Origin of the sequence: Acidaminococcus intestini DSM 21505 (assembly GCF_000425045.1) — a bacterium.
GTDB lineage: Bacteria > Bacillota > Negativicutes > Acidaminococcales > Acidaminococcaceae > Acidaminococcus > Acidaminococcus intestini.
In genome coordinates, this window is the sequence record NZ_AULA01000006.1 from 58,650 (window position 1) to 72,890 (window position 14,241).

Consider the following 14,241-nt stretch of genomic DNA (forward strand, 5'->3'; position numbering starts at 1 on the left):
TCATTCCTTTCCAGTTTTTTTCACGGCGGTCTTTTTAGTGGAAGCGGTCTTCTTGGTAGACGCGGTCTTCATTACGGCAGTCTTTTTGGCCGTTGTTGTTTTTTTTGCAGTCGTTTTTTTCACTGTTTTTTCAGCGGTTCCTTCTGTTTTCGCAAGAGCGGCCTTGGCACTGACTTTCTTTAGTCCGCTCTTTTTGGCGCCGCTGTTTGGACACTCAGGATTGCTGCAGTGGTGCACGACCTTCCCGCCGCGCTGAACCGCTTCCAGCATGATATGACCGCAAAGGGGACATGTTTCGTTGATGGGCTTATCCCAGCTTGTAAAATGACATTCCGGATAATGGGAACAGCCATAAAAAGTCCGTCCTGTCTTGGTTTTTCTTACAATCAGATCATGACCGCAGAGCGGGCAGGCGACGCCAATTTTTTCGTAATAAGGTTTCGTGTTGCGGCATTCCGGAAATCCAGGGCAGGCAAGGAACTTTCCATGACGCCCTGTTTTTACGACCATCATACGGCCGCACTTCTCACACTTTACATCACTTACAATGACTTCCTGAGGTTTTACAGGAATTTCACGGTCGGCAATTTCCAGTTCCTTTTCAAAGGGCCCATAGAACTCCTTGAGGACAGTTTCCTTTTTAGTCTTGTGCTCACTGATGGCATCCAATTCATTTTCCATATGAGCAGAAAAGGGCACATCAATCAGATTGGGGAAATATTGGGTCAAAAGTTCAATGGTCGTCATGCCCAATTCCGTCGGCATGACTTTTTTTGCCTCCTTGGCTACATAACCGCGGGAAAGGATGGTCTGGATGATGGTGGCATAAGTACTTGGCCGTCCAATTCCCTTTTCTTCCAGTTCCTTGACTAAGGTAGCTTCCGTGAAATAGGCAGGCGGTTCCGTAAAATGCTGAATGGCATCATCGACGGAAATGAGGGTAAGGGGCGTCCCCTCCTTAAGGTGTGGAACCTTCTTTGTCTTTTCCCCGGCAAGTTCCTTTTTATCCATCAAAGTCAGGAAACCATCAAAATTAACAACAGATCCGGAAGCGCGCAGTTCGTAGGGCCCGCCGTTAATGATGAGGGTTGTGACCTCACTGACGCTGGGTGCCATTTGGCAGGATACGGTCCGTTCCCAAATCAGGCGGTAAAGCCGCAGCTGATCCCGTTCAAGATAGGGCGCAACCTCATCGGGGGTACGCATGACCGAGGTCGGACGGATGGCTTCATGGGCCTCCTGGGCATTCTTACGGCTGCTGTATACGTTTGGCTTTTTCGGCAAGTAGGCATCGCCATAAACCTCGCCGATATAATTGCGAATTTCCGCAACGGCAACACTGGCCAGATGGACAGAGTCCGTACGCATATAGGTAATGAGGCCGACAGGAGTCCTTTTTTCAAGGGCAATGCCTTCATAAAGCTGCTGGGCCAGCATCATGGTCTTTTTCGTTGTAAAATTAAGCCGCTTGACCGCTTCCTGCTGAAGGGAACTGGTCGTAAAAGGAGCTATGGGGCGGCGGATCCTGTCCTTTACTGCCGAAGAAGCAACGGCATAGGACTGGTTCAGCAGTTCCTTGGTCACGGTCCGGGCTTCCTCTTCGTTATGGATGACAAGTTTTTTGCCCTCTTTTTTCGTCACCTCTGCCGTAAATTTATGACTTGGTTTATCTGCCGTAAGGGTTACGGAACTCGTCCAATATTCCTGCGGCTCAAAGGCATCAATTTCCTTTTGCCGGTCGCAGATGATCTTGACTGCTACAGACTGGACACGGCCTGCCGAAAGACCTTTGGCAATCTTGCGCCACAAAAGGGGCGACAGCTTATAGCCGACAATACGATCGAGGATGCGACGCGTCTGCTGTGCGTCGACCTTATCCATATCAATGGCAGCAGGATGCTTGATAGCTTCTTTGACCGCATGAGGTGTGATTTCATGAAAGGAAATCCGGCAGTTGCTTTCTGGATCGACGCCCAATAAATAGCCCAGATGCCAAGCAATGGCTTCCCCTTCGCGGTCAGGGTCCGTTGCAAGATATATCTTGTCCGCTTTTTTGGCAAGGGTCTTCAGTTCTTTGATGAGGTCACCTTTTCCACGGATGTTGATGTACTTAGGCTCAAAATCATGATCCACGTCCACACCGAACTGGCTTTTGGGAAGATTACGCAAGTGACCCATGGAGGCCTTGACAGTATAGTTTTTTCCCAAGAAACGACCGATAGTTTTTGATTTTGTTGGTGATTCTACAATGACAAGATTAGCCATAAAACATCTGACTCCTTTTTAGCGAACTAAATATCGATTGCCCGCGCTTTTACGGACCATGCCGGCAACTTCCATACGCAGGAGAAGCATGCTGACAAAAGAAAGCGGCCAGGGAAAATGGGCCATGATTTCTTCCATCTGTTTGCCATTTCCTCCCTTGATAAAATCATAAAGGGCTTCTGCTTTTTTCCGGTCGGGAACGGGAAATGTTTCAAATAAAGAAAGTTCTACTGCGTGGGCCCCCTTGGGAACGTCCTCGGGAAAATAGACGTCCAAAAGATCCTGCGGATCATCAACAAGATGGGCACCTTCCTTGATAAGGGCGTGGGTTCCTTTGCTTGTGAATGATTCAATGGGGCCCGGTACAGCATAGACATCACGGCCTTCATCCGCCGCTAAGTGAGCCGTAATCATAGCCCCGCTTTTTAGTGCAGCCTCGACGACAAGCACTCCGGAAGAAAGCCCGACGATAATGCGGTTGCGCATGGGAAACTGATAGGCCATGGGCGGAGTAAAAGGGGAAAATTCAGAGATGACAGCACCCGTTTCGGAAATACGTTGAAAAAGACCTTTGTGTCGAACTGGATAGGGGCGCGCCAGGCCGGAGCCCAAAACGGAGATTGTCTTTCCTCCGCCAAGGAGGGCCCCCTCATGGGCTGCTGCATCAATGCCATAGGCCCCGCCACTTACGATGGCAATCTTCTCCGACGCAAGGACGCGGGAAAAACGTTCTGCAATGGATAGACCGTATCCGGTAGCTTTGCGTGACCCAACAACTGCAAGATAAGCCGTCAGATTCGGCAGCTTACCCTTGACGTACAGGACCCAAGGCGGATCCGCAATCTCCCTAAGTGAAGCTGGATACCCACTTTCCTGGATGCCAAGAAGTGAAATATGGGCGATTTCACAGTAATCGGCTATTTTTTGAGGAAGGCCAGGATCATACCACTTTCGGTAGTGCTGGGCTCCTTTTTCTGTGAGTATGCCTGACGCTTTCACCTGTTCGAAAGAAGCCTCAAAGGCTTCCTTTGCCGACCCAAAATAGGCTGCAAGTCGAGGCCCCAAAAGAGCGGCGCGGGAACCCAAAAGATGGGCCAGGGCTGCCATATAATAGACTTCCACGATGGATTCAACTCCTACTGCAAATAGACTGCAAATTCTGTCTTACAATGCTATGAAGATACCACGAATGAATAAGAATGTCCAATCTAAATTGAAAATTTTTTGCAAAATATGGAGGGATATACCAGGGGATAATGCCGGTTCATCCAGCTTTTTTCATCTTTCAGCGCCGATTTTCACCCTTTTGGGAAAAATCCCATCGACGGAGCAGGGAAGATGAGGTATAGTATAGAAGTCAAAATTTTTGAGGGATGGGTTCCCATCCCAGAAAGGAGCTTGCTATGGCCTCTTCGCTTAATGAAACCCCAGCGGCTGAACGCGTCCACATTGGACTTTTTGGCTGCCGCAATGCAGGGAAATCTTCCCTGATCAACGCCCTAACAGGACAGGACCTCTCCATTGTATCCGACTTCAAGGGCACGACGACGGACCCCGTCTCCAAGGCCATGGAAATCCTTCCTCTTGGCCCCGTACTGATTACAGATACACCTGGCCTTGATGATGAAGGGGCTCTAGGTGAAAAACGCGTCAAAAAAGCACGCTTTGTCCTGCGCAGCACAGATATTGCCCTCCTTGTTGTCGATGCGGCCCTTGGCCTGTCAGAAGCTGATCAGCGTCTTCTTAAGGAATTCAAGGAACGAAAGGTTCCCTACCTGCTCATTGTCAACAAAATCGATATATACAGCGCTCCCCTCCTACCTCAGGCAGAAAAGGACCATCTTCTTTTTGTCAGTGCCCAGACCCATGAAGGCATTACGGAGCTTAAGGAACGCCTTTCCCGGATGAATCCCACTGCAAAAGCGCAGCGCCCTCTGTTGGGAGATCTTTTGGCGCCCGGCGATCTGGTTGTTCTTGTCGTTCCTATTGACGAGTCAGCACCAAAAGCGCGGCTGATCCTGCCTCAGCAGCAGACCATCCGGGAAATCCTCGATTTCCATGGAAGGGCCATTGTTGTACAACCTGACGAACTGCCTTCCACCGTCAAGGCCTTTCATGACAGTATTCGCCTTGTCATTACGGACTCTCAAGCGTTTTCTACCGTGAAGGACATGGTGCCGGAAGATGTACCGCTTACCAGTTTTTCCATTCTCTTTGCCCGCTATAAAGGAGAACTGGAAGCCTTTATTGAAGGTGCCAATGAACTAAAACGTCTGAAAGAGGGCGACCGTGTCCTGATTTCCGAAGGCTGCACCCATCACCGTCAGTGCAACGATATCGGTACAGTGAAGATGCCTGACTGGATCCGCCGCTTTTCCAGAAAAACACCGGAATTTTCCTTTACAAGCGGCAAGGGCTTTCCCGATGACCTTTCTTCCTTTTCACTGATTGTCCACTGCGGAGCCTGCATGCTGAACCCACAGGAAGTTTCCTATCGGCAGCAACTTGCAAAAACCGAGAACATTCCCATGACCAATTATGGGATTGCCATTGCTTATATGAACGGCATCTTAAGGCGCGTTCTTTCCCCCTTTCCGGAACTTGTGAAAAAAGTCAAATAAAACATGGACCCACTCTGTATGTCATCACAGGATGGGTCCTTTTTCTTTACCCCTTTTCTTTTACTGCCCGGGCATCGAGACGGTTCATGCGGAACCTTTCGACGATATCCATGAAGCCTTTTTCATGAAGCGGGTTCTTTATAAACCCAAAAAGATGGGACCCATCTTCCGGGCAGTCTGTCGCACCAAAGTGAGAGATGGACCAGTCTGCGGCCTTTATCAGTTCCCGCGCCATGAGATGTTCCAAATCATCCTGGGTCCTTACGGGAAGGGCAGCAAGAACCTTGGCTTCATTACGAAAATAATCAATATGCCAATGCATTCCCTTGCGCTTCCGTTTATGCCGTTCCAGCCGTTTCATGAGATTTTTTTTTGCAGATCCGACATAGACATAAAAGCCCTTGGGAAAATGTACTTTCCCTAAACTGCCTACGGCAATATCTCGATTTTCGGCAAGTTCCAGAACCACAAAGTAGTCCCCGGCGTCCTGATTTTCCTCTGCAAGGAGCGTCTCTGGGTACATAAGAAGTTTTCCTGGTTCAGGATAAGTAAAGGTCTTATCCCAGGAAAGGGAAAAGGCCTTCCAATCAAGGCGGGGTGCGCAGCGCCGAAAGGCTTCCGCAAAAGCAGGATCTGTATGGTAATCAGGAAGGAACCATTCAGCCCGGTTCCAGTGGGCGAGGATGAGAAGTCCCGTCCTGATTCCCTCATCATGCATGGCGGCAAGTTCCTCGATATGCTTGCGGCCCCTTTCGGTGACCGCGTCCGGGAACATGGCACCCTTACGACCAAAAAGGGTGCATGATTTGACTTCTACATAAAATGGCTGCCCCTCCTGCTCAAGAAGCAGGTCGAAGCGGCTGTCCCCCACTGTGACTTCCCGCTTTACGACACGGCAGGACTCCCAGCCAGGGATCAAATGGTTCCGGATAAGGTACTCTGCCACATCATTGTTATACTGTGTATCAAGCAGAATCGGGACACCGTCACGCTCAATCCCGACAACATCATAGGGCGTTTTACGCGCTGGATCCTTGGCTTTTCGAAGGTAAAGCCGCGTCCCCTCATAAAGGAGCTCCCACATGCGACCCGGGTTGGGCATATGACAAGTAACAACAGCATCCCCCATGACCGCCTTTGTCACAAAGCGATTGGGCCTGCTGACAAAGGCCGCTGGAATCAGCACTTGATGATCATGCATCATCGTTTGTTCCTCCTTAGGAAAAAGGACTGCCGCCCTATGGGTGAGCAGTCCTTTTCAGATTTTTCTTCCTAGGCCTTGAAAATCTTCTCAAAGACATCCTTATTTTCTTCAATGGCTTCCTTGCTGCCTACAACGCATCGATATCCATCAGAAAGAACGTCCCGCACAACAGGCGCCAAAGCCCTGATATCTTCTACCGAGCAGTCAATGACTTCATCGCGGTAGGTCTGGGCAAGGTCCTTGGGCAGGCCGCGCAGATAGGTCGTAATGGCTTTTTCAAGCCGCATAGCATTTGTCAGCGGCGTATCAAGCAGACTGATGGTCCCGATGACATACTTGGTCATTTCCCGTTCTGAGGCTTCAAAATGTTCCAGATACTCAGGCAGTCCTTCATAGGTGCTGAGCGTCTTCATGAGCTGTGGATCGCGGTAGCTGGACAGATAGAACAGCCCGTTCTGATCAAAGCGCGCCCCTGCCCCATAAGCACCTCCCTGAACACGGATCTTGGTCCAAAGATAGCTATAGCGAAGGATAGTTTCAAGGACCTTCATGGCGCCCGTATAGTCATGGCCATGGGCACGGAAATTGCCGCCGGCAAGAACATACTGGACCTTGCCGCTGGTCGTAATGCCCTCATTAAGGCCCGGTGCAGCAAACTCCGGCACTGGCTTTCCGGCAAAGGAAGAATGGGGCAGCTGATCGACAAAGGATTCCATCTTCTTTTCTGCCGTTTCCCTGTGGCTTTCGTCACAGCAAAGGCTCATAACAAGACGGTCCTTATTGAAGAAAGCGGACATCAAAGTCTTCAGGTTTTCAATGACGCGGTCCGCCTTTTCCTCAAAATGCGCGCACAGATCCTGGAGGAACTGGTAATAGGTCAGCTGATCATGCTCGCTGGAGCGGCCGGAATCGGAGAAATAACTAGAAAGACGGATGGTGGCAACGGTCATGCCTCGTGAGAAAAACAATGCATCCCAACCCGCCTTGACTTCTTCCACGATTTCCTTGAGGCGGGCCTTGTCCCCCACATGGCTGGTTAGTGCCAGGGCTTCAAGAAGCTCAAAGAGCCGGTCCTCATTATGTTCCAGAACTTTGGCCGTCACCTTGAAATAGTTCCTGAAGTCATTCATGTCCCGATAGGAGGTATAAGGCTGGATAGCAAAGGAAAGTCCTCCAATATATTGGTCTGTAAACGTGTTTAATTCTTCATAGGTGAATGTATCCGTATTGACCTTTCCGAGGACGTCAGAAAGCAAATATGCGCATGTGAGAAGGTCTTCCGGTACGCCTGTCATATCAAAACACCAATCATAATAGACGATTTGGTTCGTAAAGGCAGGGCGGTAAAGCAGGGTATAGCTCCCCTTTTCCGTGACTACAGGTGTTTCAAAGGAAACCGTCCGCTTGATATCATCCCGCTTTAATAAAGGAATTGTTTCCAGTGCTTCCGGTGAGTCTTCTGCCGCCTGACGGGCATGGAGTTCATCGGCAATGACCTTGATTTCATTGATTTCATCCTGTGAGAGGCCTTCTTTGATGGCCTGCATCTTTTTTCGGAAGAGGGCGCCGTCCTTTTCTTCCTTCCCCGGCTCCGGCTTCAGCGTCAGGAGCACTTTATGCGTGTTATCAAGAAGGAGCGTTTCAATGAGGGACTCATAATAATGCGTGCCGATTTTACCGCGCAGGAAATCCAAGGTTTCCGTAAATTTTAGGCACGTCGTAGGATCCCCACCATAAAGCCAGGTCTCCATGATCGAAAGTCCATAGATGAGTCCTTTTGGGTAGACATTGAAATCAGCTTCGCGCATCTTGAATTCTTCGCTGCTGAGTTCTGCTTCCATAAGTTCCTGCGGGATGCCCTTGCGGGAAAGCTCCTGGAGCGTGCTGTAAAGGACCTTGATGAAACGGTCTTTTTCACTTTCCTCACTGCCGCTAATGCGGATAGAAAGAACGGGCTGGAGCTGGGAGGCATTGAGGCTGCCTGATACATCGCTGCCGAGACCGGCCCGCAGGAGGGCAAGGCGCAAGGGGGCGTTATCGCCTTCAAAAAGGACCTTTGTAAGGACTTTAAGGGCCATGGTCTGTTTCTGGTCAAGGCTTGATCCCATAACAATGTTAAGGGAAAGATAGGTCTTGTGATCCACGTCCACCCCCTGGGCTTCCGGATAGTAGGCCGTCACTTCTTTTGTCCGGTCAAAGGGGGCCTGCAGGGGAATCTTGACGGAAAAATCCGGATCTTTATCAAAATGGCTCAGGTAAGCTTCATCCAAATAAGACAAATAGGCATCAATATCCATATTGCCATAAAGATAGATGAAACTATTCTGGGGACTGTAATAAGTCTTATGGAAATCAAGGAACATTTCCTGCGTCAAAGTAGGAATCTCCTCTGGATAACCGCCCGATTCAAAACGGTACGGCGTATCCGGGAAAAGGGCCTTGTTCACCTCATTTTCTTCTACGGCATCAGGGGAAGAATAGACCCCTTTCATTTCATTGTAGACGACGCCGTTATAGACAAGCTGGCCCGCTTCATCGAATTCATAGTGCCAGCCTTCTTGACGAAGCGTGAAGGGGTTTTTATAGGTATTGGGATAAAAGACAGCATCAAGATACACATCGACTAGATTCCTGAAATCCTTATCATTGCGGCTCGCTACAGGATAGACCGTTTTATCGGAATAGGTCATGGCGTTGAGAAACGTATTGAGGGACCCTTTCACAAGTTCGACAAAGGGTTCCTTGACCGGGTATTTGCGGGACCCGCAAAGTACGGAATGTTCCGTTATATGGGCCACACCGGTATCATCCCGACTGGGCGTCCGAAACCCAATGGTAAAGACTTTGTTGTCATCGTCGGAAGCCACATAAAAAAGACGGGCCCCACTTTTTTCATGGGTCATTTCATAGCCCATGGCCTTGATATCACAAAGATCGGTGATTCGATCCACGCGAAAGCCATGGACCTTATCATTCAGGGAAAACTGCATATTGGATAACCTCCATTCAGGGAACAAAATCAGCAAAGATGGATTCTGCATCTAAGAACTGTATCACCCTGCATTATAGTAGAAATTGATGAAAAAAGCCATAGCCACCCCTTCCGGCACAGAAAAAGGACCCACCCCCCAAGGAGGTGGATCCTCTGTTTAGACAGGAGCTGAACAACTTATTTGAAGTACTGTACACCGGACAGGAAGATTGGCTGGAACTTGTTGCCCGGAATGTTCTTCATGAGGCCATCGGTGTAGCGTTCGGAATGGCCCATCTTGCCGAGGACGCGGCCATCGGGGCTGGTAACAGACTCGACGGCATAGAAGGAACCGTTCGGGTTGTACGGGCTTTCCATGGTCGGATTGCCGGCAAGGTCAACATATTGGGTGCCAATCTGGCCATTGGCAACAAGGTGTTTGATTTCCTCCTCCGTCGCTACGAAACGGCCTTCCCCATGGGAAACGGCGATGGTATGGATATCACCAGGTTCGCAAAGGCTGAGCCACGGAGATTTGTTGGAAACCACTTTTGTGTCGACCATTCGGGAAATATGACGGCCAATGGTATTGAACGTCAGCGTCGGGGAATCATCCTTCAGCGGTACAATATGACCGTACGGCACAAGGCCGAGCTTGATCAGGGCTTGGAACCCGTTGCAGATTCCAAGGATCAGGCCATCACGGTTCGTCAAAAGATCTTCCACGGCTTCTGTAAGAGTTGGGTTGCGGAACATGGTGGCCATGAACTTACCAGAACCATCCGGTTCATCACCGGCAGAGAAGCCACCGGGAAGAGCCATGATCTGCGCCTGTTTCATTCGTTTGGCCATTTCTTCCACCGATTCCTTGATGGCGTCTGGCGTCAGGTTGCGGATTACGAAGATATCCGTCTTCGCTCCAGCGGCTTCAAAGGCGGCAGCCGTATCATATTCGCAGTTGATTCCTGGGAATACGGGAATGAAGACCGTCGGTTTGGCAACGTTATAGGGAGCGGTCAGCGGTAGATCATTGGTGTAAGCCGGCATGCGTACATCCTTCTTTTCTTTCCGCGGTGCCTTCATGGGGAAAATCTTATCCAGGGTCTTCGTATAGGCGGCTTCAATTTCAGCAAGACTGATTTCTGTATCGTTGACGACCACTTTGCCCTCATCGGTCAAGGTTCCCAGAACGAGAAGATCCGTCCCCGCAAAAACTTCTTCCGCATCTGCCCCATCTTCAAGTTCTACAAGGAAACCAGCAGGCTGCAGGGTGAAGAGACATTCCTCGTGAAGGAATGGCTTAACAAAGGAAAATCCGAGCTCGTTGCCAAGGCACATGGCAGAAATCGCGGCAGCGACACCGCCTTCCTTGACCACACCAGCCGTAATGACCCGCTTGGAAAGGATGCCCTTATGGAGGGAAGCAAGGAGTTTCTTTAAGGCGTCGTAATCAATGACTTCATGTTCATCACAGCTAGCAGGCAGGAATACCACGGTATGACCGGCTTTTTTGAATTCATTGGAAATCGTGTCCCGACCATCCATGACGCCTACGGCAAAACTGATGAGCGAAGGCGGAACTTCAAGATCCATAAAAGTACCACTCATGGAATCCTTTCCGCCAATGGCAGGAAGGCCCAGCTCGCAGCAAGCTTCGTAGGCTCCTAACAGTGCGCTGAGCGGTTGTCCCCAATGCTTGCTGTCATGGAGTTTTGGGAAATATTCCTGCATGGAAAGACGCAGCTTGCTAGGATCGGCGCCAAGGGCTGCTGCACGGCAGACAGATTCCACGACTGCGTACATACCGCCATGATAAGGACTCCAGCAAGCGACGTTTGGATTATAACCAGCGGCCATGACAGAGGCCGCCGTCGTTTTGCCGCCCAGTACTGGAATCCGGGCCGCCATCCCTTCGGATTGAGTCAGTTGACGCTTACCGCCAAAAGGCATGATGACAGTCCCACGTCCGATGGTCCCATCAAAACGTTCCCCCAGCCCTTCCTGACTGCAGACGTTCAAGCGGTCCAGGTTACGGAGCCAGCGATCCTTGATGGACGAAAGGCCCTGCACTTGTTCGGGGATTTCATTGAAAGGAGAAGGCGCCGTAATGGCTTCCACTTCAACGTCAGCCTTTTGGGAAATCCCATTCGTATCGAGGAAGGCACGCGAAAGATCGACGATTTTTTCCCCACGCCAGTACATGACAAGGCGTGGATCCTTGGACACCTCGGCAACAACCGTTGCTTCCAGGTTCTCTTCATCGGCTGCATCCATGAATGCCTTCAGGTCCTTGGCGGCAATGACAACAGCCATACGTTCCTGGGACTCACTGATGGCAAGTTCCGTACCATCAAGGCCTTCATATTTCTTGGGAACCTTATCCAGATTAATGACAAGCCCCGGAGCAAGTTCCCCAATCGCCACGGAAACGCCGCCTGCGCCAAAGTCGTTACAGCGCTTGATGAGACGGGTCACTTCAGGATTGCGGAAAAGACGCTGGATCTTACGTTCGTTGGGAGGATTGCCCTTCTGGACCTCTGCCCCGCATTCACTGAGGGATTTGGTCGTGTGTTCCTTGGACGCACCCGTTGCGCCGCCCATACCATCACGGCCCGTACGGCCGCCAAGAAGTACAACAAGGTCACCATCACTGGGTCGTTCACGGACGACGGCATCACGAGGTGCCGCGCCGATTACAGCGCCGACCTCCATCCGCTTGGCTACAAAACGGTTGTGATAATATTCTTCTACAAGACCTGTAGCAAGGCCAATCTGGTTGCCATAGGAACTATAGCCAGCAGCGGCGCCTTGGGTGATTTTACGCTGTGGCAATTTCCCAACAAGGGTCTTATCATAAGGCGTACGTGGGTCACCTGAGCCCGTGACACGCATGGCTTGATAGACATAGCTGCGGCCGCTCAATGGATCACGGATGGCACCGCCAAGACAGGTTGCCGCACCACCAAAAGGCTCAATCTCCGTGGGATGGTTATGGGTCTCGTTCTTAAACATGACGAGCCATTCTTCTTCGTTTCCATCTACCGTAATGGGGACAACAATGCTGCAGGCATTGATTTCCTCAGAGGCATCCAAATCAGGCAGATGGCCTTCTTTTTTCATCTTCTTGGTCGCAAGGCAAGCCATGTCCATCAGCGTGACAGGCCGCTCTGTATCCTTGCCATAGACAAATTCTCGATCCTTCAGGTAGCGTTCCAAAGCCTGCTGGATAGGTTCCGTATAGACGCTCTCCTCAATATTGATTTTCTCAAGATTGGTTTCAAAAGTGGTGTGGCGGCAATGATCGGACCAGTATGTGTCAAGAACCTTGATTTCAGTAATGGAAGGATTCCGGCCTTCTTTCTGGAAATATTCCTGGATAAAAGCAAGGTCTGCTTCACTCATGGCCAGTTCCTGTTCCGTAAGGAACTGATGGAGTTCTTCCTTGGAAAACTGCGTGAAGCCCTTGATGATGGCAACTGGTTTCGGAGCTTCCCAGCTCATTTCCAGGCTGTCAGGTTTTTGTGTGGAGGCTTCCTGGGCTTCTACAGGGTTGATGGTGTACTTTTTGATTTTTTCAACGTCAGCATCGGTCAGATTGCCTTCCAGAAGGATGACCTTTGCAGCAGCAACTGCGGGCCGTTTACCCTGACTAATGAGCTGTACACACTGAGCGGCAAAGTCTTCCCGCTGGTCATACTGGCCAGGCAGGAGTTCAATGGCAAAGCTCTTCACGCCTTCTGGGATTTCCAGCGTCTCATCATGAACCGTATCTACCGGCGGTTCAGACAGGACAACCCGTTTAGCAGCTTCATAGTCCTCATCGGACAATCCTGCAATATCGTAGCGATTGACGATACGCAGCCCCGTCAGCTGGGTCATGCCCAAGGTTCCCACAAGATCTGCCAGGAGTCCTGCTGCTTCAACAGCATACTCCTTCTTTTTTTCCACATAAATCCTTCTCATCGATTCGCTCATGACAGCCTCCCTTAAAAATATTCATTGATAAAGTTTACTTTTTTGGGGAACAACGTTTCAAGCGTCCACAGGGATGATTCTTCTTCCACGTGGATAAAGCCCGCGTCTTTCAGCTCCCGGGCCCCGTACGTCCCGAAAAAGAGCTGGGTCAGACTGGAAATATCCATGAGAACCGTTGGATCATCAAGCGTATTGAAAAGGGTTATCCCTTTTTCATCAAAATGCATCTTCACGAGCATCGTATTGAGGGGCACCTGCTCGTCCCGGATTCCAATGACGAGTTCCCTACCTACAAGGCAATCCGGAACGGAAAGACTTTGCAGGACCTGGGCCGCGTTCACAATCCTTCCCATCATAAAAGGGACCATCCGGGGCGCCAGCTGCTGACTGGAGAGCCTCAGGTACAGCAGGTCATCACAGGGACCAAGATAGGAAAGCTTCTCAAAGGTTCCGTAAAATCCCTTGAAATAACGCAGAAGCTCCAGCTTGGCAGCCGGGGCAAGCGCCATCAGTTCCTGGATGGTTATGATTCCTTCCCCTTTCTGATAGAGGGCATAACCACAGGTTTTTTCTCCGTTTTTGAGCACAACAGTTTCGAGGCCTTCCCGGGATCCTGACCCAAGAAGATTTTCCCACTCCTGGTGGTTTCTTTTGACATATCCTGTATAAGCCGCCATGGCGTCATCATAAACCGGCGCCAGCAGCGCCTCGGCCTCTTTGGTAGAAATCCTATGAAAAGTATACCCCGTAAGGCTCTCGCCTACAAGGTCAATCTCCCGCAGGGGCAATTCATACTGGGTGCGAAGGGCCGTAAAACTAAAGCCATAAGGCAGGTAAATCCCGGCATGGATTGGCATCAGGACGACAAAGGGAACCTTCATGGCCCGCAGCATGGTAAACGTCTTATCCATGAGTTCGCCCATTACGTGGCGTCCTCGGGCTTCTGGAGCTGTGGCGACGCCAACCAAATAAGGCACGCGGAAATCCTTGTTCCTTACATGGATCGTGTAGGGGTTCAGGTGCACCATTGTCATCAGCCGATGATCCTCAAAACCGCCTAACATCTTATTCTGCTTCAATGCATACTCGGAAAAATACCATTCGTAAAATGGGGTCCCTTTTTTTTCGAAACATTCATCCCAGAGCGCCGCCACTTGGGGCAGCGTCTTTTCATTGATGAGACGAAAATCCATGCTCCACCTCCC

At 50.4% G+C, this 14,241-nt stretch carries 7 protein-coding genes; 1 reads left to right on the forward strand and 6 read right to left on the reverse strand.

The window, feature by feature from the left end:
- Positions 1-2,265 carry a type I DNA topoisomerase gene (topA, locus tag H503_RS0102820; protein ID WP_026385425.1) on the reverse strand — a complete coding sequence of 755 codons (2,265 nt, stop codon included), beginning with the start codon at positions 2,263-2,265 and terminating at the stop codon, positions 1-3.
- A gap of 18 nt (positions 2,266-2,283) precedes the next feature.
- Positions 2,284-3,387: a DNA-processing protein DprA gene (dprA, locus tag H503_RS0102825; protein WP_009014721.1), complete on the reverse strand. Its 1,104-nt coding sequence runs from the start codon at positions 3,385-3,387 to the stop codon at positions 2,284-2,286.
- A gap of 281 nt (positions 3,388-3,668) precedes the next feature.
- Between dprA and hydF the strand changes: the two genes are divergently transcribed.
- Entirely contained in the window at positions 3,669-4,886 is a 1,218-nt protein-coding gene (hydF, locus tag H503_RS0102830; RefSeq protein ID WP_009014720.1) for a [FeFe] hydrogenase H-cluster maturation GTPase HydF, read from the forward strand.
- A 46-nt stretch (positions 4,887-4,932) separates the two neighbouring features.
- On the opposite strand, the gene sfsA is transcribed toward hydF, so the two are convergent.
- The 4 genes from sfsA to H503_RS0102850 form a co-directional block, all read right to left on the reverse strand.
- Entirely contained in the window at positions 4,933-6,090 is a 1,158-nt protein-coding gene (gene sfsA, locus H503_RS0102835; protein WP_009014719.1) for a DNA/RNA nuclease SfsA, read from the reverse strand.
- A gap of 68 nt (positions 6,091-6,158) precedes the next feature.
- Positions 6,159-9,080, reverse strand: coding sequence for an insulinase family protein (locus H503_RS0102840; protein WP_009014718.1), 2,922 nt, complete (start codon positions 9,078-9,080; stop codon positions 6,159-6,161).
- Positions 9,081-9,259: 179 nt separating this feature from the next.
- Positions 9,260-13,036, reverse strand: coding sequence for a phosphoribosylformylglycinamidine synthase (locus H503_RS0102845; RefSeq protein WP_009014717.1), 3,777 nt, complete (start codon positions 13,034-13,036; stop codon positions 9,260-9,262).
- Between the two features lie 11 nt (positions 13,037-13,047).
- Positions 13,048-14,229 (reverse strand): GNAT family N-acetyltransferase, encoded by a 1,182-nt coding sequence (locus H503_RS0102850; RefSeq protein WP_009014716.1) that lies wholly within the window; start codon positions 14,227-14,229, stop codon positions 13,048-13,050.
- Positions 14,230-14,241: the final 12 nt, after the last annotated feature.